The 20,966-nt window shown below is 47.4% G+C and carries 14 protein-coding genes; 7 read left to right on the forward strand and 7 right to left on the reverse strand.

Going from position 1 to position 20,966, the window contains the following annotated elements; genetic code table 11:
- Positions 1-21: 21 nt before the first annotated feature.
- The 6 genes from KD145_RS24190 to KD145_RS24215 all read left to right on the forward strand — a co-directional run bounded on the left by KD145_RS24190 (position 22) and on the right by KD145_RS24215 (position 7,149).
- A complete protein-coding gene (locus KD145_RS24190) occupies positions 22-1,161 on the forward strand; it encodes a TIGR03364 family FAD-dependent oxidoreductase (protein WP_212002408.1) in 1,140 nt (379 codons plus the stop codon).
- A 509-nt stretch (positions 1,162-1,670) separates the two neighbouring features.
- A complete protein-coding gene (locus tag KD145_RS24195; RefSeq protein WP_113615191.1) occupies positions 1,671-2,369 on the forward strand; it encodes a TIGR00730 family Rossman fold protein in 699 nt (232 codons plus the stop codon).
- A gap of 170 nt (positions 2,370-2,539) precedes the next feature.
- Positions 2,540-3,181 (forward strand): O-methyltransferase, encoded by a 642-nt coding sequence (locus KD145_RS24200; RefSeq protein WP_212002409.1) that lies wholly within the window; start codon positions 2,540-2,542, stop codon positions 3,179-3,181.
- A 38-nt stretch (positions 3,182-3,219) separates the two neighbouring features.
- The gene (locus tag KD145_RS24205; protein ID WP_212002411.1) at positions 3,220-4,692 is read left to right on the forward strand and encodes a glucosaminidase domain-containing protein; all 1,473 of its coding nucleotides are present in this window, start codon (positions 3,220-3,222) and stop codon (positions 4,690-4,692) included.
- 53 nt (positions 4,693-4,745) lie between these two features.
- Entirely contained in the window at positions 4,746-5,282 is a 537-nt protein-coding gene (gene hpt, locus KD145_RS24210; protein ID WP_113615188.1) for a hypoxanthine phosphoribosyltransferase, read from the forward strand.
- 121 nt (positions 5,283-5,403) lie between these two features.
- The gene (locus KD145_RS24215) at positions 5,404-7,149 is read left to right on the forward strand and encodes a von Willebrand factor type A domain-containing protein (RefSeq protein WP_212002412.1); all 1,746 of its coding nucleotides are present in this window, start codon (positions 5,404-5,406) and stop codon (positions 7,147-7,149) included.
- A 3-nt stretch (positions 7,150-7,152) separates the two neighbouring features.
- Here the strand turns inward: KD145_RS24215 and KD145_RS24220 are convergent, their stop codons facing one another.
- The 3 genes from KD145_RS24220 to KD145_RS24230 form a co-directional block, all read right to left on the reverse strand.
- Positions 7,153-8,094 (reverse strand): class I SAM-dependent methyltransferase, encoded by a 942-nt coding sequence (locus KD145_RS24220; RefSeq protein ID WP_249219543.1) that lies wholly within the window; start codon positions 8,092-8,094, stop codon positions 7,153-7,155.
- Positions 8,095-8,230: 136 nt separating this feature from the next.
- Positions 8,231-9,400 (reverse strand): molecular chaperone DnaJ, encoded by a 1,170-nt coding sequence (gene dnaJ, locus KD145_RS24225; RefSeq protein WP_212002414.1) that lies wholly within the window; start codon positions 9,398-9,400, stop codon positions 8,231-8,233.
- A 109-nt stretch (positions 9,401-9,509) separates the two neighbouring features.
- Positions 9,510-10,103, reverse strand: coding sequence for a nucleotide exchange factor GrpE (locus KD145_RS24230; RefSeq protein ID WP_249219545.1), 594 nt, complete (start codon positions 10,101-10,103; stop codon positions 9,510-9,512).
- Between the two features lie 109 nt (positions 10,104-10,212).
- Here KD145_RS24230 and KD145_RS24235 point away from each other — a divergent pair, with 109 nt between their 5' ends.
- Complete coding sequence (locus KD145_RS24235) at positions 10,213-11,385, forward strand: class I SAM-dependent rRNA methyltransferase (protein ID WP_212002415.1); 1,173 nt, start codon at positions 10,213-10,215, stop codon at positions 11,383-11,385.
- An 87-nt stretch (positions 11,386-11,472) separates the two neighbouring features.
- Here the strand turns inward: KD145_RS24235 and KD145_RS24240 are convergent, their stop codons facing one another.
- From KD145_RS24240 to KD145_RS24255, 4 genes are all read right to left on the reverse strand, one after another.
- A complete protein-coding gene (locus KD145_RS24240; RefSeq protein WP_212002416.1) occupies positions 11,473-11,829 on the reverse strand; it encodes a T9SS type A sorting domain-containing protein in 357 nt (118 codons plus the stop codon).
- Between the two features lie 182 nt (positions 11,830-12,011).
- The gene (locus KD145_RS24245; RefSeq protein WP_212002417.1) at positions 12,012-13,043 is read right to left on the reverse strand and encodes a PorP/SprF family type IX secretion system membrane protein; all 1,032 of its coding nucleotides are present in this window, start codon (positions 13,041-13,043) and stop codon (positions 12,012-12,014) included.
- A 15-nt stretch (positions 13,044-13,058) separates the two neighbouring features.
- Positions 13,059-15,902: a PKD domain-containing protein gene (locus KD145_RS24250; protein ID WP_212002418.1), complete on the reverse strand. Its 2,844-nt coding sequence runs from the start codon at positions 15,900-15,902 to the stop codon at positions 13,059-13,061.
- A gap of 132 nt (positions 15,903-16,034) precedes the next feature.
- A complete protein-coding gene (locus KD145_RS24255; RefSeq protein WP_212002419.1) occupies positions 16,035-20,882 on the reverse strand; it encodes a PKD domain-containing protein in 4,848 nt (1,615 codons plus the stop codon).
- Between the last annotated feature and the right edge of the window lie 84 nt (positions 20,883-20,966).

The raw sequence follows: 20,966 nt of genomic DNA on the forward strand, positions 1-20,966 counted from the left end.
GCATTCTTATTAACAGCAATCATGCAACAACAACAAGCTGACGTAGCGGTAGTAGGCGCAGGCATAGTAGGACTGGCCATGGCTTACAAGCTGGCTGTCAAAGGCAAAAAAGTAGTTTTATTTGAAAGAAACAGCAAAGCCATCAGCGCTTCTATCCGCAACTTCGGGCTGGTATGGCCTATAGGTCAGCGTGCCGGGAAGATGTACGACCGCGCTATGCATAGCCGCAGCGTATGGAAGGAAATTGCTGCTGCCACCGGCCTGCAATGCCAGGAAACAGGCTCCCTGCACCTCGTATACGAAAAAGATGAACTGGCTGTGCTGGAAGAATTTGCCCAGGCCGCTCCTGACAACGGGTTTAACTGTGAGCTGATCACTCCCGGCAATATTGGGAAATATACCAGCGCCATCAAAACGGACGGTCTGAAAGGTGCTCTGTGGAGCCCTACTGAAATGACTGTCAACCCCCGTGTGGCCAGCGCTACCATCGCAAAGTATCTGGAAGAAAAAATGAACGTGATTGTTCGTTTTAATACAGCCGTCAACGGTATCAGCATGCCGTATATCGAAACAAAAGAGGAGCGCTGGAAAGTGGATCATGTATATGTATGCAGCGGCGCTGATTTTGAAACATTATACCCGGCAGCCTATGCTACCGCACCGCTGACCAAATGCAAACTGCAGATGATGCGTACTATTCCGCAGCCGGGCAACTGGCAGCTGGGTCCTGCATTATGTGCTGGTCTCACCCTGGCGCACTATGCCTCTTTCAACGACTGTGCAGCGCTGGTTCCCCTGAAACAACGTTTCCAGGAAGAAATGCCGGAATACGTGAAATGGGGTATCCATCTTCTTATCTCCCAGAACGGTGCAGGCGAACTGACCATCGGTGACTCTCATGAATATGGTCCGGACTTCGAACCATTCGATAAGGCATTCATCAATGATCTTATCCTGAAATACATGCATACCTTCCTGGAAGCACCTGCTTATACTATTCAGGAGCAATGGCATGGTATCTATCCCAAACTCACTAACGGCGCTACCGAACTGGTGATGTCTCCGGAAAAAGGTGTCACGGTCGTGAATGCACTCAGTGGAGCGGGTATGACACTGTCTTTTGGTTTGGCAGAAGAACTGACGACTGCTGCTGGCTTGTAATTTGGATGATGATCAGGATGTGAATCAACATAAAATTACCAGTAATATTTTTTTATAAAGCCTGTAAAAAAGCGCCCATTGATCTTTATCAATATGGGCGCTTCGCTTTTTTATGTCATTCAAAATTTCCGCTTATATCTCCGCTCATCACATCATCGTAAAAATCAAATAAATCACAGTTGTTTTTCATCTAAATAATTAATAAATTAAATCTGATCTGATTTTAATCGGGTCAGATGAAACGTTATGAAAACAATTGCCGGCAACTGCCTTTGATTTTCAGATTATTCAATCAATATCGTATTAACCAACTTTAGCAACGTTTCTGCAGCCAGGTTTTAAACGACATGGCTGCATGTTCATAACGTGTTAAATGTAAAGCGGGTTTCTTTTAAGTTACCTGCTTTTTGATTTATAGGGCAGAAAGGCAATAATTCCATAAATTACAGGGGTGTCCTGTATCCGCATGTGGGGTGGGATACCTTATAATTGTAAAAAATAGCAACGGCATGAATGATAGTTTAAAAAATCTCAAAGAAAGGGACTGGACGGAAACAAGAGCGCATTCCAGCTGGCAGATATTCAAGATCATGGCGGAATTCGTAGATGGCTTTGAGTCACTCGCTAAAATAGGACCTTGTATCTCAATATTCGGCTCTGCCCGTACCAAACCCGGTAACCGTTATTATGACCTGGCACAGGATATAGCCAAAAGACTGGCTGAAGAAGGATTTGGTATCATTACCGGCGGTGGTCCGGGTGTGATGGAGGCAGCCAATAAGGGTGCCCAGGCAGCACACGGAAAGTCGGTAGGTGCCAATATCACCCTGCCGCATGAGCAGAATCCCAATGGTTTTATTGACCCCGATAAAAGACTCAACTTCGATTATTTCTTTGTCCGCAAAGTGATGTTCACCAAATATTCTCAGGGTTTTGTAATGATGCCTGGCGGATTTGGTACCATGGATGAATTTTTTGAAGTAGCTACTCTTATCCAGACAAAAAAAATGGAGGAAACTCCCATGGTACTGGTAGGCCGCGAATACTGGAGCGGTTTGCTGGAGTGGATCCGTACCGTGATGATGGAAAAAGAGAGTAATATTAACCCACAGGATCTCGGATTGCTGAAACTGTTTGATACAGCCGATGAAGTAGTGGAGTATTTCCGGGTATTTTATACCACCAATAAACTCAGACCTAATTTTTAATACTGCCGTGTCTGGCTGCTGGCGGCCGGACACGGATATGCCTGCCCGTTACCGGAACAGAATAAATTCCGGTGCGGCAACGTTATGTGTATAACTGCTGTCCATATGCGGTTTTTTACTTGCAGGCTCATCACAACCGCTTTTTTCATAGTTTTGCAGAAATTTTTTATATGGAGCTCATATCAGCGGCAGCAGAGGCATTTTCAGAGAGGTATACCAGTCCGGAAGGTGAGGTGCTGTATAAATTAAATCGTGAAACGCATCTGAAAGTGGAGTTGCCACATATGCTCAGCGGCCATGTACAGGGCCGGTTTTTGCAGATGGTGAGTCACATGATACGTCCGCGCCGTATTCTGGAACTGGGCACTTATACCGGCTATTCCGCTATCTGTCTGGCTGCCGGCCTCCCGGAAGATGGAATGCTCCATACTGTAGATATCAATGAAGAACTGGAAACCCTTTGCCTTCAGTATTTTGAAGCATCCGGGTATTCTGATAAAATAAAAATGCATATTGGTAAAGCAGCCGAAGTGATCGATTCACTGGATGAAGTGTTTGACCTGGTGTTTATTGATGCTGACAAAGCCGGTTATGTACATTATTACGACCTGGTTTGGGAAAAATTACGCCCCGGCGGATTTATCCTGGCCGACAATGTACTGTATCACGGACAGGTATTACAGCCGGAAAATGAGCAGGGTAGTCAGGCAAAAGCCATGGTAAGATTCTGTGAAAAAGTGCTGGCCGATGACCGTGCAGAACAGGTGTTGATCACCTTGCGCGATGGCCTCCTGCTGATCAGAAAAAAATAAAATCAGCACCTAACCATGCCCATTAAATTCGACAAAACATGCAAGTAAGAAAATTTTTGTTGGTAGTCAGTTTTCTTATTGGCTGCTTGCCGCTGATGCTGAAGGCTCAGAAAATGACCACTCAGCAGTACATTGCTACCTATAAAAGCATCGCTATCGATGAGATGCGCCGTAGTGGCGTGCCTGCAGCCATCAAACTGGCACAGGGCATTCTCGAAACACAGTCCGGCAACGGTACCCTGTGTTTGCAGTCCAATAACCACTTCGGTATCAAATGTAAAAACACCTGGACCGGTAAAACCATCCGATATGATGACGATGCCGCTCAGGAATGTTTCCGTGTATACGACAACGCCAGAGATTCCTACAAGGATCACTCCGACTTTTTACGCAACAATCCCCGCTATTCTTTCCTGTTCCAGTTTGATGCCGATGATTACAAATCCTGGGCTTTCGGACTTAAACAGGCTGGTTATGCTACCAATAAAACCTATCCGCAGCAGCTGATCAAGATTATTGAAGACAATAACCTGCAGTTATACACGCTGATCGCCATGGGTAAAGCTGCCCCGGAACAAGGCAGTTTCGATGAAAAAACACCGGTATATGCAGGCAATAACAATAACAAACCGGACACCAAACCAACTTCTTCAAGAAACAACCATACGGGATATAACAAGCCGGTAGCCGGCAACTATCCCAAAGGTGTGTTTGAGATCAACGGCCGCAGAGTGGTATTCGTAAAAGCTGGTACTTCCCTGATACAATTGGCCAGTCAGCACAGTATCCGCCTCAGTAAGCTGGTGCGCTTCAACGATCTGGAAAACGATAACCCTCCCCGTAAAGACATGTTTATCTTCCTGCAAAAGAAAGGTAAAAGAGGTAGCAAGGAGTTTCACAGTGTGAACAATGGAGAAACCATGCACGACATTGCACAGGCTGAAGGTATGCGTCTAAGATGGTTGCGCCGCCGCAACAAGATGTATGAAGGGGAAGAGCCTGCAGCCGGTCAGCGCCTTACGCTCGATGGCTATGCCTCCAATGCGCCCCGTCTGGCTAAAAACACCCGGATATTAAAAGAAGAAGATCAGGAACCACCGGAAGATTTTTCTCCCCGCAAGGAAATCGATAAAATGAAGGAAGAAATGGGCAAACCAGCCCAGGGTGGGGTGACCTCTGTGCCGGAATCCAAACCTGCTCCTCAGCAGGGTGGTGTACCAACAGGCATGGTGGACGACCTGAAAAAAGTAGGAGATGTAGGGACTAACGGTACGGCTAAAGCTACGCTGCCGCCTGCATCTACGCCTGCACCGGCCCCTCAGCCTCCTGTGTACAAACCTGCACCGGCACCGGTTCCGCAGGCGGGTACCCGTTATCACGATGTACAGCCCAAAGAAACACTGTACGGTATTGCTAAGATGTATAACAAGTCTGTAACCCAGTTACAGGAATGGAATAATTTGCAGGGCTTCGATATTAAAATAGGACAGCGCCTGTTAGTGAATAAATAAGCAGTGATCCTTTTCCTGCTTATCATTGTTAAATTAGGAAATGAAGTAGTATTATGTCGGTTATTCAGGTGCATGACAAGAAGTTCCAGCCTTATATTGGCGCCACTGAACTGCAGCAACGTATCAGGGAAATGGCTGCCGAAATGAGCAGGGACCTGAAAGATGAACGCCCGCTGTTTATTGCCATCCTCAACGGCTCTTTTATGTTTGCCGGTGATCTTTTCAAATATCTCAACATTCCCGCTGAGATATCTTTTATCAAACTGGCTTCCTACAAAGGGACCAAATCTACCGGTAATGTAGTACAGGCCATCGGACTGGATGAAGATCTCTTCGGCCGTACCGTGGTGATCGTGGAAGATATTGTGGATACCGGTAAAACGCTGAGCCAGTTCCTGCCACAGCTGGAACACCAGCAACCTAAAAAGCTGCTGGTAGCATCACTGCTCACCAAACCGGAAGCCATGGTGCATCCTATCAAAATTGATTATCTGGGATTCTCTGTGCCTAATAAATTCCTGTTGGGTTATGGGTTGGATTATGATGGTCTGGGCCGTAACCTGCCTGAGATCTATCAGCTGGTAGAGTAGGAGAAGACCTTCGGAATACAAAGCAGCAAGGGTGCAAAGGGAATACAGACAGTTGCCTTTTGTGTCTTTGCTGCTTTGCGCTTTTACAGCAAAAACTGGTAGGAAATTACTACCTTAACATATGCGAAAGTTCCTTTTACTCTTATTGTTATGGGGTGGAAGTATACAAGCGCAAACAATATGGGTGTCGGGAGCGGTAGAGGACAGTATTACCCATCGTCCTCTTGCTGGTGTTACCGTGAGCGTTATGAATGATACGGCGAAAGTATTGACCAATGCTTTCGGCCTTTTTAAACTGGGGATTCCTGCTACTGTTGCGAAGCTGTTGCTTACCCGGGAAGGTTACCATCCCCTGCAGATCGCGGTTAAAAACACGGACCGTCTGCTGATAACATTGTCGCCTATACATAAAGCCCCTGACGCTATAGCGCTGGCTAAAGCCAGTGCACGTGTCCGACAGTACAGTAACCCCAACTACGGCAATGTAGGTATGGGCGTAAATGCTTTTTTCAATGAAACATATGGCACCACTTATGAAAACAGGTTTACCCGTGCAAAGGTGCGCCCGGTATCTGTTTTTGCGGTGGATGTGGACAGAGCCTCCTACAGCAATGTACGCCGTTTCCTGCGGCTGAAAGAGCCGGTGCCGGTAGATGCCGTGCGGATAGAGGAGATGGTCAATTATTTTCATTACGATTACCCATTGCCGCCGGAAGGTAAAACCATGGCGTTGTACAGCCGTTATGCCACCTGTCCCTGGGAACCGTCGCATCAGCTGCTGCAGATAGCAATAAGGGCTAAAGCTTTGCAGACAGACAGTCTGCCGCCCAGCAATCTGGTATTTCTGATCGATGTTTCCGGATCTATGGGTACGCCCAACAAACTACCACTCCTGCAGGCTGCCTTCCGTATACTGGTCAATAACCTGCGCCCGGCCGATAAAGTAGCAATCGTCACTTATTCCAGCGAGCCCGGAGTCAAACTGCCAGCCACTTCCGGCGAGGAGAAAGAGAAAATATTAAATGCGATCGATAACCTCAGCGCCGGCGGGGCTACTGCAGGAGAAGCTGCTATTAAAATGGCTTATCAGATAGCGGCCGAGCAGTTTGTTCCTGATGGCAACAACCGCGTTATTCTGGCTACAGATGGCGATTTTAATGTAGGCCTCACCAGCGATGCTGAGATGGAAGAACTGATCACACAAAAGAAAGAAAGCGGCGTATTACTGACCTGTCTGGGTTTTGGAATGAAGAACTATAAGGACTCCAAGCTGCAGGCCTTGTCCAGCAAAGGTAACGGCAACTTTGCCTATATTGATGATCTGGAGGAGGCGAGCAAAATCTTTGCACGCGAGTTTGGCAGCACGCTTTTTACTATCGCCAGGGATGTGCAGACAGAAGTGACCTTTAATCCCGCGGTGGTAAAATCGTATAGGCTTGTAGGTTATGAAAACAAGGTGTTTGATGTGGATACCTCCGTTCATGAGAGATATGGTGGTGGTATTGTGGGCAGCGGACACTGTGCGGTAGCGCTTTACGAGATTATGCCACAGGAAGGAGCCTTGCCGGCAGATAGTCTGCTGGCAAGGGTAAAAATCTCTTACCGTGATCCGCAGGACAGTGTTTTACAGTACATCAAAACAGATATCAGTACAGCTTCTTCTTCTTTTGATGTGGCGTCGGATGATTTCCGCTTTGCAGCCTCTGTGGCTTTGTTTGGTATGATACTGCGCAACTCTGCCTACCGGGGCTGCGGCGATGCCGATATGGTGATGGACATTGCCCGCAAGGCCCTGGGAAAAGACAGGGAAGGGTATCGCCAGGAATTCCTCAAGCTGGTGAAAATAGTACGTAAAACGAAGTACTGACACTTATTTGATCAGTCGGTAACATTTACGAATCATCTTCTGCTGGAAATCGAAGGGCAGGGTTTGATTGGTGATATCCTTGATCGAGGATGCGTTGATTTTGTCTTCTTCCAGTACAAAGCGCCGGTAGTTATTACTGAAGTATACTACACCGTCTTTTTTGGTGGCCAGCAGTACCTTGTTGAGTAGCTCTGCGTGGTCCCGCTGTATATCGAGGAAGTCCTTCATCCGTTTGCTGTTGGAGAAGGTGGGTGGGTCCATGATAACGAGGTCGAAGGTGTTTAATTTGAGGGTATCGAGGTATTGCAGCACATCGGCATGTACAAAAGGATGTTTGGACGGATCGAAGCCGTTGAGGCGCATATTGTCTTCAGCCCAGGACAGGTATGTTTTGGAAAGGTCTACAGAGGTGACTTCTGCCGCGCCGCCGGCAGCGGCATATACGGAGAAGGAGCCGGTGTAGCAGAACAGGTTCAGTACTTTTTTGTCTTTCACTTCATCGCGCACCATGCTCCGGGTGATGCGATGGTCGAGGAAAAGGCCGGTATCGAGGTAGTCAGACAGATTGATTTTGAATTTCAGTCCGCTTTCGTGGACGGTCATTTCCTGGCTTTCGATGCTGAGTTTTTCGTACTGGCTCTGGCGGTTTTCCTTGCGTTGCCGCTGTTTTACCCAGATATTGGCGGGTGGGATGTTCAGTACTTTGCTGATGAGTTCCAGGCAGTTGTCGAGCCAGGCTTCGTGGGCATCTTCTTCCATACCGTGTTTGCGATGATATTCCGCGATGTATACATGGTCTTCATATATCTCAATGCTGAAGGGGAATTCGGGGATATCATCATCATACACCCGGTAGCAGGTGATGTTTTGTCGTTTGGCCAGTTTGGAAATATGCCGGAATACTTTGGTAAGCCGGTTCTCGAACATCTGCAGTTTGGAATCCATATCAAATCATTTTCGGATTTTCGGATTTTTTTATTTTGGAATTTAAAATGCAGCGGAGATTATAGCAACCCAACTATAAATTATAGTCGCTATAATCTCCGCTGCATTTTAAATCCTTAAATCAAAAAATCGAAAATCAGCTAAATATATCTCTTACCTTTTCGAAGAATCCTTTTTCGGATTTTTCGGGGTTGGGTTTGAAGTTATCGGATGATTGTAATTTATCGAGCATTTCTTTTTCGTCCGCGCTCAGGTGTTGTGGCGTCCATACGTTTACCTGTATGAGCTGGTCACCTTTTTCGTAGGAGTTGACAGAGGGGAATCCTTTGCCTTTGAGGCGGAATATTTTCCCACTTTGTGTACCGGCGGGTATTTTGATTTTTGCTTTACCGTCGATGGTGGGTACTTCTACCTGGGTACCGTAAACGGCATCGGGGAAGGAGATGTGCAGGTCGTAGGCTACGTTGAGGCCATCGCGCTGCAGTTCAGGGTGTGGTTCTTCTTCGATGAGGATGAGGAGGTCACCAGGAGCGCCGCCTCTTTCGCCGGCGTTACCTTTACCGCTCATGCTGAGCTGCATGCCTTCCTGTACGCCTGCCGGGATGTCGATGCTGACCATTTCTTCGCCATACATGCGTCCTTCTCCTTTACAGTGGCCGCATTTGCTGGTGATGATCTGGCCTTCGCCATGACAGGTAGGACAGGTAGTAACAGTTTGCATCTGGCCGAGGAAAGTCTGTGTTACTTTCCTTACCTGGCCGGAGCCACCGCATGTGCCGCAGGACTGGAACGCGTTTTTATCTTTAGCGCCCAGGCCACCGCAATGCTGACAGGGAACGTATTTCTTTACCTTGATCTTTTTGTTGGCGCCTTTGGCTATTTCTTCGTAAGTCAGACGGATCTTGACACGCAGGTTAGAACCGCGGGTACCGCGACCACGGCGGCCACCGCCGCTGCTACGGCCGCCTCCTCCGAAGAAACTGCCGAAAATATCATCGTTGCCGAAAATGTCACCGAAATTGGAGAATATGTCGTCCATATTCATACCACCACCTCCTCCAAAACCGCCACGGTTACCGTTCATGCCGGCATGTCCAAAGCGGTCGTATTGTGCCCGCTTATCAGCATCGCTCAATACTTCATAAGCTTCGGCAGCTTCCTTGAACTTTTCTTCCGCCTCCTTATTGTTGGGGTTGCGGTCAGGGTGAAACTGCATGGCCACCTTGCGGTATGCCTTCTTGATTTCATCCTGGGATGCGCCTTTGGCAACACTCAGTATTTCGTAATAATCTCTTTTGGTAGACATTATAAAAGTCACTTATTACCGGTGCAAGGCACTGGTATTTATCAGTAAAAAATATTGTTTTACGTCAGCTTTCAGCATAGGCGATTGCAGTTTATGCCACATCGTCACTTTATTTACCCACTATTACCTTAGCATGACGGATCAATTTGTCATTCAGGTAATAGCCTTGCTGTAATACGTCTACCACTTTACCTTGTAAATCCGGAGTTGGGGCCGGAATTTCGGTGATGGCATCGTGCAGATCGGAATCAAAGGTGGTGTGCATACTTTCCATAGGTTTCAATCCTTTGGCCTGCAGCGTAGCTTTCAGCTTGTTAAATACCAGATTTACCCCGTCTTTCACGGCATTGATATCATTGGCAGTATCCAGCTGTTTGTTGGCCCGCTCACTATCATCCAGCACATCCAGCAAAGATATGATAACTTCTTTACCCGCTGTTTGCAATAATTCCAGTCTTTCTTTTGCAGTCCGCTTACGGAAGTTATCAAACTCAGCCTGCAGACGAAGGTATTTATCACGCATTTCATTCAGCTGCTGCTCTTTTTTAATCAGTTCTTCTCCCTCTTCTACTTCTAATGCATTAGTCATATGAGGTGTTTCACTGATATTTTCTTCAGCATTGAAATCAGGCATGCCATTGTCATTGTCTCCAGCATTGTTAGCCTGTCCGTTTGTCTGCATGTCTTGGTCTTTTTCTGTCATAATTGTAATGATTATCTGCAAAAGAGCTTAGTCAATTATTTTGCCAACCCCTGTTTAGCGGACAAAAAGACAGATCTTCTCGTTACCTTTGCAGTTCGAAATAATGTAAATGACCAAGGTTTTTTTAAAGAAACAGATACAAAACAGGGTATTGCTGGGCCATCCCTGGGTGTTTGGCAATGAGGTGTCAGAGATCAAGGGAGACGTAGTACCCGGTGATATCGTGGACGTACATACCCATCAGGGCTCTTTCCTCGGAAGAGGGTACATCAATCCCCAGTCCCAGATACTGGTGCGTCTGCTGACTCGTGATAAAAGCGAAGAAATCAACGCGGAGTTCTTCTACCGCCGCCTGCTCAAATGCTGGCAGTACCGTCAGAAACTGGGCTATGTGGAAAACTGCCGCCTGGTTTTCGGGGAAGCAGATGATCTGCCCGCCCTCGTCATCGATAAGTTCAATGACTATCTGGTGCTGCAAACCCTGGCTCTGGGCATGGAAAAATGGAAACATGCCATTGTAGACGCGCTCAACCGGATTTTCTCCCCCAAAGGTATCTACGAACGCAATGATGTGCCGGTAAGGGAACTGGAAGGCATGGAACAACAAAAAGGCTTCCTCAGCGCTCCGTTTGATACCAATATCATCATCAATGAAAACGGTCTGAAATTCCATGTGGACATCGTAAATGGTCAGAAGACCGGCTATTTCCTTGACCAGCAGGATAACCGCCGCGAAATCAACCGTATTGTAAAAGATGCCGACGTGCTGGAAGCATTCTGCTACACTGGCACTTTCTCCTGTCATGCCGGTTATTATGGTGCTAAAAGCGTGTTGGGGCTGGATATCTCCGAACATGCCGTTCAAACCGCCCGCCGTAATGCGGAGCTCAACAACCTGCAGGATATCTGTAAGTTCCAGGCAGTGAATGCTTTCGACCAGCTGAAACAATACACCCGGGATGATCGCAAATTTGACGTGGTAATATTGGACCCGCCTGCTTTTACCAAAAGCCGTGAGAATATTAAGAAGGCAGTCACCGGATATAAGGAAATCAACCTCAGAGGGATGAAATTGCTCAACCAGGGCGGTTTTCTGGTTACAGCTTCCTGCACCAACCTGGTTTCACCGGATCTTTTCCTGCAAACCATCGATGCGGCAGCGCGGGACGCGAAAAAACGCTTGCGTCAGGTCACTTTCCAGACACAGGCAAAAGATCACCCCATTTTGAGGAATATTGAGAATACCACTTATTTGAAATTCCTGATCGTAGAGATCGTTTAAGAAGGATAAAGGAGTAGCTTTCAGGTATAGGCTTTCTTTGTTAATGGGTTTATGTTAATGAGGGATGGTCAATAGCTGAAAGCTATTTTATTTTACTACATTGAACTTACCGGATTCCACCAGATTGCCACGCTGGTCGCGCAGCTGGAAGATATAAAGACCATTGTAGTAGTTGTCGAGATTTACAGTTGTTCTGCTGCTGATGCTTTTTATCTGATCAATTTTTTTCCCCAGAAAATTGTACACAATAAGATCATAGATGCGGTCGTTATTATGCTGTTGAATTTCAAAATTGATGATGTTGGTGGCAGGGTTGGGATAGAGTTTTACAATTTGCCTACCCCCCTCCGGATTGTTGTTCGGTAGGGTCCTGTCTTGAGCCTTGCCAACGAGAGATAAAAGGCTAAAAACTGTAATAAGAATGAGGGTAGAGGTTTTCCACATAGTCTTATAAAAATAAAGTTTTTTTCAAATATTTCCTAATTTTTGTTTGTTAATTCAGGCTCACAGTCCCATTTTCCTACATAAAAATAACAAACAATGCGCCATTTTGTTAATCACGCAATTTTTTTATGTAAAATTTAACGCTTTATTTTTTGAAATTTAAATTGCTGATTTTCAGCTATTTAGAATCTCGGGCAGTTCAAACGTTCCAGCGTACTGTTGCGGCTGTTGAGGAACCCCTTGAAAACCAATGACACTTCAAATCCCCCGAAACTCTTACTGGCTGTTCTCAACTGCGAGATATTAGCATCGTAACTCATCGCTACCTCAAATTTCTCCATATCGATCTTCACAGTCGGGATAATGGCATCATTCCAACGTAAAAACAACCCTCCGTAGATGGCACGGGTGGACTCCAAACCTTCGTTCATCAACCCGTAACCGATCAGCGCTCCACCGATATATTCTGAATAACTGCCCTGATGAAGCTGGTTATAATGCGCTATCAGCTTTACCCTCTCCTCCAGCGGGATGGTAATACCGGCATTAATAGACAGTTTGGGAGCCATCTCTATGTTTTTGTCATTGTAAAAGGAGATTTTAGCCCGGTTGAAGTGGTAATAAGCCGCTCCGAGGAAATAGTTCACATCTTCCCCGATTACACTGTTGTAGCTGAGCCCTACACCGGCATCCAGATAAGTATAGCCTTTGAGGGCCAGTTTGCCTTCTTCTCCGGTAGGAGCCGCCGGATCAAAACGACCACCGTTATACTGGTTGTTGAAGGTCATGTTGGTAAGGTCAAACTGACGTTGTACAATACCGCCCATAAAACCCAGTGATAAAAAGCTGGTTTTGTCTTCATTCAGTGATTTATGGTAGTTGACAGCCGGAAATATCTGGGTAGACTGTAGTTTGGACGTGCCGGCCCGGTCATAGGTCAGCTGCAGCCCTGTGGTAACATAGTCGTTACCGTTACCAACGGGGAACTTGATTTCACCACTCATGGTGCCGGTCTGGTAAGGAATGGTAACACTGTTCCACTGGTTGCGGTATACTGCCTGAAAACGCACATCTCCGTTGAAAATGCCGATCAGGGCAGGGTTACGAAGTATAGGCGTTTCATAAAACTGGGACAGGTGTATGTCCTGTGCATGCAGCCGGGTGCAACAGCTGATACAAATGAGCGCCAGTAATAGTTTGTATATAATTTTCATATGGTCTGCTTGTTATTATCTGAGTAATGTTACATTGCCTTTCAGCCTGAAAAATTCGTTGGCATCACAGTAGGCTTCCACGAAATAAATATAAACGTCGGCTGCCTGTGGTTTGCCGTTGAATGAACCATTCCATCCGGCATTGATATCTTCCACATTAATATTCTCTCTATGAAAAACTTCCTGCCCGAGGCGGTTGAAAATACGGAAGGATTTCACCAGGCTGATGCCTTTGCCGCGCAGGTAAAAGACATCATTTACACCGTCTCCGTTAGGACTGAAAGTATTGGGAATAAATATCAGGTCGGTATTGCATACCAGGTCTATCTTCAATACATCACTTTTCGTACAGCCGAACTGGTTAGTGCCGGTAATGGCGTAGGTAATGGATTTACGCACTGCCGCATTGGTGAATGGTGAAGTGGGATTGTCGAGGTAATCGGTAGGTGACCATTGCCATTTGACGATGTCTGAGCTGCCGCTGGCCATCAGTTTTACAACATCTCCGGCCATAACAGTCTGGTCATTACCAGCCTTGATGCTGGGGATGGGTTTAACGGCTACTTTCACTGACAGTGGTGCGCTCATGGGGCACATCGGGTCGTTGGTGCCGGTTACCTGGTAGGTGATATCTTCAGAAGGTGTAGTGACCGGATTGGCGATAGTATTGTTGGTGAGCCCGGTAACAGGTGTCCAGTTGTAAAGGGTGGCACCGCTGGCTTTCAGTTGTACGGAAGAACCGTAACAAGCGAAAGTATCTTTGCTGACGCTGAGGTTTACTTTAGGCACTACAGCGATATCCACAGAGTCTTTTGTCGCACACGCATACATGTTGGATGCTTCCACATAATAGCGGGTATTGGTGGTCGGGTAAGCTACCGGATCGGGGCAGTATACACAGCTGAGCCCTGCAGCGTTGAGCCACTGTACGTTTCCGTCTGACTGGGCATGTAAGGTAACATTGTTGCCTTCGCAGATTTTAGATTGAGCACTGGAGGCCCGTACAAAAGGTGTGGGATTGATATTCACATCTTTGCTGATGGAGTCCTGACAGTTGCGCGCATCGGTGATGACCAGTTTTACCGTATAGGCGCCGGAAGCGGAATAGGTAGTAGCAGCCGGTGTTTGCGAAGATGACACTTTCCCGTTGCCTAAGTCCCACTGCCAGGTGGCGATGGGGATATTGGTAGAAGGTACAGATGTATTGATAAAGGTAACCGGTTGTCCGGCGCAGGTAGCGGAAGCGTTGCCGAAATCAGCCTGCGGCGCCAGTATATTGATATTGGCGGGTTTGGTGACAACATCGTTGCAGTAGGACGGATCTTTATAGCGGATGGTCAGCTGGTCGGTGAAGGAGCCGGCAGTAGTCCATGTTTTTACGAAACGCTGATCGGTGGTGGTAAACACGGAACCGTCGCCAAACTGCCACGTGTAGTCGGCCACGAGGTTGACGGGTACATTGAGTACTTCGTAGGTGGCTTTGCTGCCACGGCAGATAGCACTTACTCCGGCGGAAAAATCAGCTTTAAAATAATAAACCGTCTGGAAACTGCTATGGCTGCAAGCATTGCCGTTTTCACCAATAGTCAGGCGTACGGTATAATTGTCGGGTGTGGTATAGGTGTGTATGGCATCGCGACTGTTCACAACCGGTGTATTATCGCCAAAGTCCCACTGAAAGGTGGAGTTGGGATTGATGCCGACAGATGTGTTGGTGAAGATAAATTTGCTTTTATCGTTGCAGTCGCGGGCAATGGTGAAGCGGGAAACAGGTCCGGTGATATTAACAGTCACCGGCGGTGCTGCGGTGTAACAGCCGTTGCTGCCGGCTTTCATATTGACGGTGAGGTTGCCATTGGCAGTAAATGCATGGCGTATATCGTTGGTGAATACTTCTTCGGTATTGCCATCGCCATAGTCCCAGCTGTAGCTGTCGGCGTATTTGGCGCTGGCGAGCAGCCTAACGGGCTCGCCTACACAGGCGGCTGAAGGGGTGGCGGTGAAACTCACCTCTGACGGCGGATTGCCGGTACGCACCTGTTTGTTGAAGGTTTTGCTGATTTCACAGCCGCTGTTGGTTTTCACGGAAACAGTCACGTTGTAGGTGCCTGTTTGCGGATATGGGTGTACGGTAGATCCCGTAGCTGTAATGAGAGAAGTACCATCGCCGAAGTCCCACTTCCATTCCATCACAGGATCGTTGAGGGCATTGACAGAAGTGGCATTCAGTGTGGCATTATAGGGTACGCAACCATTCACAGGCTGGTCCATGGATATTTCCGGAAGGGAAACGGTGATATAGGCAGTTTTGGTGATAGATGCCTGGCAACCGTTGCTGTTGATAACGGTGAGGCTGACGTTATATTTACCGGCTTTCGTATAGGCGTGCGGGGTAAATGCGTTGCTGGTGGTTACCAACGGTGTTCCGTCTCCGAAATCCCAGATACGGGTGACTGCATTGGGAGTGGCATCGGTGAAATTGGCGGTATATGATTTACAGTTGCTGGTCACATCAGCACTGAAGGACACCTGTGGGGTAGCTCCTACTTCGAAGGTGCGGTAATAGGTGCTGGAACCATTGGCATAAGTGGCTACCAGGGTAACCTTCTTAGGGCCAGAGGCGGTGTAAGTGATCTGTGGGTTCGTATCATGCGAAGTCCTGCCATCGCCGAAGTCCCAGGAATAGGCGGTAGGTTTGCCAGTACTGTTGTTTTTAAATGTCAGTGTAACAGGATTGCACATATTGGCCGGTACCGCAGTATAGGAGAAATCGGCCTGCTGGGCCAGCAAAACGTTGCCCTGCACCAGGAATATCAGAAGCAATAGCGCTCTGAGACACTTAGCCGGTAGGTATTTCATAGGATACATACCACAAATTAACGAAAAATAGTATATATATAATTTTTTGATTTATGATTTTTTGATACAACTACCCGAAATAGCCTGGGAATGAACCGGTTATTTCAGATAGTTGTATCAAAAATCAGTCGTTTATCGTATCAGCGTCACATTTCCCTTCATCAGAATCGGTTCTCCGTTATCACATACCACTTCTGCATAATAGATATAAACATCCGGGTTGAGCAGTTCTCCCTTATACCGCCCATCCCATCCGAAAGTGGGATCATCGGCATTAAATCCAAAACGTTCAAACATCAGCTGTCCCCAACGGTTGTAAATCCTGAAGGAACGGATGGTTTGCATGCCCCGGCCGCGGATGTAGAAGATATCGTTCATACCGTCGCCGTTAGGAGAGAAGGTGTTGGGAACGAATACATTTCCTCCGTTACATACTGTTTTGATGGTGATATCGTCGGTGGCAACGCAGCCGTATTGGTTCATCACCATTACATGATAAGTAGTAGATCCTTTGGGAGTGGCCACCGGTGTCAGACAGTTGAAGCAGCTGAGGTTGGTGATGGGTGTCCATTCAATTTTAGTGATATCATTGCTGCCTACTGCCGGGATGGGCACCACTGTACCGGTAGCGACTTCCATATCGGGGCCGGCATTGATTTGTGGCGTAGGATGTACGGTCACTTTTGCCAGTACGGTATCTGTGAAACAACCTATGTCATCAAAGCCCACCACCTGATAAGTGGTGGTAGTGGCAGGACTGGCCTCTGGATTGGAAATATCAGCGCGGTTAAGGCCTGTTGCTGGTATCCATTTGTATCGTTGTGCACCTCCGGACTGAAGCTGGATGCTTCTGCCGGCGCATATCTCAGCATCCTGTGTAAACATCCGGAAAGGTTGTATTACTGTAACGCTTACTTCTGCTTTGTTTTTACAGCCAAACTCACTCAATGCATTGACCACATATATCGCGTCTTTGTCGGGTTTCACCATGGGTGTTTTGCTGGTGGGATCTGAAATATTGTAGGGTGTCCAGCTGACGGTGGACAACGGATCTGTATTGGCGTACAGCTGCAGGGAAGCTCCCTTGCAGATGGTAGATGCGGCAGGCGTAGGATTGAGGGTAGGAGCCGGATGCACAACAATATTGGTATTGGCAACACCGGGGCAGGTACCATCGGCGTTAGTGATGGTGAGCCTTACCGGCGTGATACCAATGGTGCTGATATCCAGAGCCGGTGGAGCAGGGACATCAAACTGCTGGTTGTTACCCACCAGCCATATCCATTTGGTGCCTGGCAGATTGTTGGCCTCCGTGCCGCGCAGCTGCACTTTTCCGCTGATACACAACTCAGGGATGGCGGATATAGCAGGCATCGGCTGCGGAGGCACTACTACCGGCAATGTTTTACTGTCCGGACAGCCATAGTTACTGACTACCTCCAGGGTAACATTGTAGTTACCTGGTTGTGGATAAGTAAAAGAGCCATCAGTATTGGAAGAAGTATTCCCGGGTGAATAAGTCCATTTGCTGGTGTAATTCAGTCCCAGTAAGTCTTTGGTGACGGAAGTACTGGTATTTTTGAGCTTAATGACCCCACCGCCACAGGCAGCTGTATTGTCAATGGTAAAATCAGCTACCATATTGTCTACAACGATCTGGTCGGATCCATCTGCTTTTACCGAACAACCTTTTCCATCCACCAGCGATACACGCGGTGTATAAATACCGGGCCGGGTATAGGTATGGGCGGGAGCTACCGGCACCTGGGTTGTGAGTACGGTACCATCATCAAAGTCCCATTGGTAATCGCTGGTTTTATTGGCTACGGCGCTGATGGTCACGGGCAGCGGGACGCAGCCTTTTCCTGGTGAGGCGGTAAATGATCCGTCGGGCCCTTCGATGGTCACCGGGATGGTTTTAATGCTGGGGCAGTCGCCTTCTGAATATACCGTGAGTGTTACGTTGAAGGTTTTTGCCCTCACATAGATATGTTCACCGGGATCGTTTTTGGTAGAAGTACTGTTATCACCGAAGTCCCAGTGTGATTTTACAAAATCGCTGGATTTATTGGTGAACAATACTTTTACCGGTGGGCAGAGCTCCAGGTTGGGAGGGTAAGAGAAGTCGGCTACGGGATCGGGTACACGAAGAACTTTGTCTTTCGTGATCTGGTCTGTACATCCTTCCTGAGTGGTGATCTTCAGTGAAACGGTATAAGTACCAGGGGCCGCGTAGGATTTGCTGGGGCTAGCATCAGTGCCAGTTGTGTTGTCGCCGAAGTCCCATGCATAACTGGTGATAGTCCCGGCAGAAGCATTGATGAAATTGAAACTGCTGCCTTTGCAGACAACAGCTGGCGCCCTGAAATCAGCTTTCACGGTTTCTATGTATACCAACTGTTGTGCAGCCACTATACATCCGTATTTGTCTGTGGTGGTCAGTATGGCCGTATAGGCATTGAAGTCAGTATACTTGTGAGGTGTGTTGACGGGTTGGGCGGTATAATTTTCCGCAGGAGATCCATCACCAAAATCCCATTTCCAGTTGAGGATCTGGTTGCCAGCATCGATAGTGGATTTATCTGTAAAGGAGAGCAGATCATCTTTACATTTTTTACCAGTAACAGTGAAATCAGCCACAGCGCCGTGTACATCTATTTTTACCGGAGTAGCTACGCGTCTGCAACCGTTTTTGTCAACGATAGCGAGTTGTATAGTGTAGGTGCCGGATTTGAGATAAGTATGAGACAGCCCTTTGGAAGGATCGATCTCAAACCCCTGAAACGACAGTTGGGTGCCATCTCCCCAATCCCATGAATAGGAGTTGATATTGCCGGCAATGAGAGGGCCCAGGCCTACATGCAGTGATTTACCTACGCATATCCAGGGTACATCGGGCAGCAGGACAGGCTTTTCATCGATGATGTTGATGTTCATCGTGGTAACTGATTTACAGATACCATTGTCGATAGTGAGTTTGACAGTTTTACTACCGGTAGTGGTGTAGGTAAAGTCTGGGTTTTGCAAGGTAGAGGTAGCGCCACCTTCACCAAATTCCCACAGCCATTCTTTTTTAGGCACCGGATCAGGACCGAAGTCTGATTGATCGATGAATTTCCGGTGATAGAAATCCACGCAGTCGGGCTGGTTGGTGAACTTCGCTTTGGGTGGTAGTATCTGTATGTATTTGGTTTTTATGATTTCGCGGATACAGCCGTTGTTGTTGACGATCAGCCGCACATCATGCATCCCTATTTCATTAAAAACATGAGAAGGATTTTCTTGCGTGCTGGAAGTATTGTCCTGTGGAAAGATCCAGTTGTAAGTCACATCAGGTCCTTTGGGTGTGGAGAGGTTGTTGAACTGCACAGGCTCCATAGGACAGGACTTCAGGGGAGTGGCATCAAAATCCACTACAGGCGGTATTCTGGTACGGAAAACAGCCTTTTCACTTAGGTTACAGCCGCCGGCGGTGGTCACCTGCAACGTAACGGTAAAAATCCCCTGTCCGTTAAAGACATGGGTAGGGTTACTTTGTGTGGAAGTAGTACCATCGCCAAAATCCCACAGATAGCCGGTAATGGTTTCACCATTGGTGATACTGGCGCTAAACGGTAATGTAAGCGGAGTACAGGCAGTACCGCCGCTGGGCGTAATTGTGAGTATCGGCGGGGTGATCAGGATATAGTCAAATTTGCGGACTGTCTCGGTACAGTTGCCCGTACCTTTGGCCGTGAGGGTGACTGTAAAGCTACCCAGTCTGGTATATGTATGCGTTGGATTTTCTTCTGTAGAAGTAGTACCATCACCGAAATCCCACAGCCATGAAGTAGCGTTCTGCGACTGTGCCTGAAAGGTGGTGGTAAATGGTGCAGAGCAGGATCGGGTGGGTGAAGCCACCGGATTGATTATCGGCCGGGCATCGATATGAACCGTTTGTGTTATTTCCTCGGAACAGCCGCCAACAGTGGCTTTCATTTTAACGGTGTAGTCGCCGGGCATACCCACAACAAAGCCCGGATTAAAGCTGGTGGAGGTAGTACCATCGGGTAATACCCAGCTTATAAAATCCGGCCTGGGAGTAGTGGTACTGCTCAAAGTAGCGATTTGACCCACACAGCCATCATTAAGCACAAATCCGGGTGTCAGTTTTTTTATGATCACATAATCCTTTTTCTGCAATGGAGCAGCGCAGCTGTTGGTGCTGGTAGGGATCAGTGTGACAGTATAATTGCCTTCCTTCGTATAGGTATGGGTAGCATCAGTACCGGTAGTACCATCTCCATAATCCCATACAAAAGTCATAGGATCTCCGGTATTGTTGACAGTAGTATTCTGAAAGTTGACGGTCAGCGGTGCTGTACAGCTCTGGGTTTTGTCGGCCACGAAAGAGAGCACGGGAGCATTCCGGACAGTGATGGTTTTAGGTTCACTGCTGGTTCTGCAGCCTTTGCTGTTGGTGACCAGGCTGATTATGTTATAGTTGTTGGGGTCTGTGAAACTATGGGTGACGTTAGGGCCCTGGTCGGCGCTACCATCTCCGAAATTCCATACAATACTTTCTATGATGCCATCTCCCGGGGTGGATTGGTCGGTAAGGTTCACGGTTAATGGGGCGCAGCCGTTGTCTTTATCTACCGTAAACGACACGATGGGCCTGTTGTAAACAGTGATATCTACTGTCTTCACTATTTTTTTGCCGGCATAGTCTGCAGTGAGTGTCACATGGTATACGCCGGGGTCGGGAAATATACGGGAGGGCGTAGGGTTGTCGATCACTTTGGCGCCTATACCAAAATCCCATTCCAGCCGGCTATAGCCAGGATCCAGCTTGGTATTGAAGAAAACGGTAAAAGGCGGACAGTCAGCAGTTTTGTTGGGCAGTACCTCTACATTCTGTGAGAAAACATCAACTGGGTTGATCAACAGCAATAATATAGCACTGAAGAGCAGCTGAATTACAATCCTTAAGTATTTCATGGCATAGGATATTCCCTTGCGGGGGTCAATTGGTATAAAGTATAAAAATAAACAATTATGTTTGTAATTAGTGTTTTTAAGAGA

This window comes from Chitinophaga sp. HK235 (assembly GCF_018255755.1).
Taxonomy (GTDB): Bacteria; Bacteroidota; Bacteroidia; order Chitinophagales; family Chitinophagaceae; genus Chitinophaga.

Coding starts and splice junctions, on each gene's coding strand:
- KD145_RS24190 (WP_212002408.1), top strand. CDS start 22: ATGCAACAACAACAAGCTGACGTAGCGGTAGTAGGCGCAGGCATAGTA.
- KD145_RS24195 (WP_113615191.1), top strand. CDS start 1,671: ATGAATGATAGTTTAAAAAATCTCAAAGAAAGGGACTGGACGGAAACA.
- KD145_RS24200 (WP_212002409.1), top strand. CDS start 2,540: ATGGAGCTCATATCAGCGGCAGCAGAGGCATTTTCAGAGAGGTATACC.
- KD145_RS24205 (WP_212002411.1), top strand. CDS start 3,220: ATGCAAGTAAGAAAATTTTTGTTGGTAGTCAGTTTTCTTATTGGCTGC.
- hpt (WP_113615188.1), top strand. CDS start 4,746: ATGTCGGTTATTCAGGTGCATGACAAGAAGTTCCAGCCTTATATTGGC.
- KD145_RS24215 (WP_212002412.1), top strand. CDS start 5,404: ATGCGAAAGTTCCTTTTACTCTTATTGTTATGGGGTGGAAGTATACAA.
- KD145_RS24220 (WP_249219543.1), bottom strand. CDS start 8,094: ATGGATTCCAAACTGCAGATGTTCGAGAACCGGCTTACCAAAGTATTC.
- dnaJ (WP_212002414.1), bottom strand. CDS start 9,400: ATGTCTACCAAAAGAGATTATTACGAAATACTGAGTGTTGCCAAAGGC.
- KD145_RS24230 (WP_249219545.1), bottom strand. CDS start 10,103: ATGACAGAAAAAGACCAAGACATGCAGACAAACGGACAGGCTAACAAT.
- KD145_RS24235 (WP_212002415.1), top strand. CDS start 10,213: ATGACCAAGGTTTTTTTAAAGAAACAGATACAAAACAGGGTATTGCTG.
- KD145_RS24240 (WP_212002416.1), bottom strand. CDS start 11,829: ATGTGGAAAACCTCTACCCTCATTCTTATTACAGTTTTTAGCCTTTTA.
- KD145_RS24245 (WP_212002417.1), bottom strand. CDS start 13,043: ATGAAAATTATATACAAACTATTACTGGCGCTCATTTGTATCAGCTGT.
- KD145_RS24250 (WP_212002418.1), bottom strand. CDS start 15,902: ATGAAATACCTACCGGCTAAGTGTCTCAGAGCGCTATTGCTTCTGATA.
- KD145_RS24255 (WP_212002419.1), bottom strand. CDS start 20,882: ATGAAATACTTAAGGATTGTAATTCAGCTGCTCTTCAGTGCTATATTA.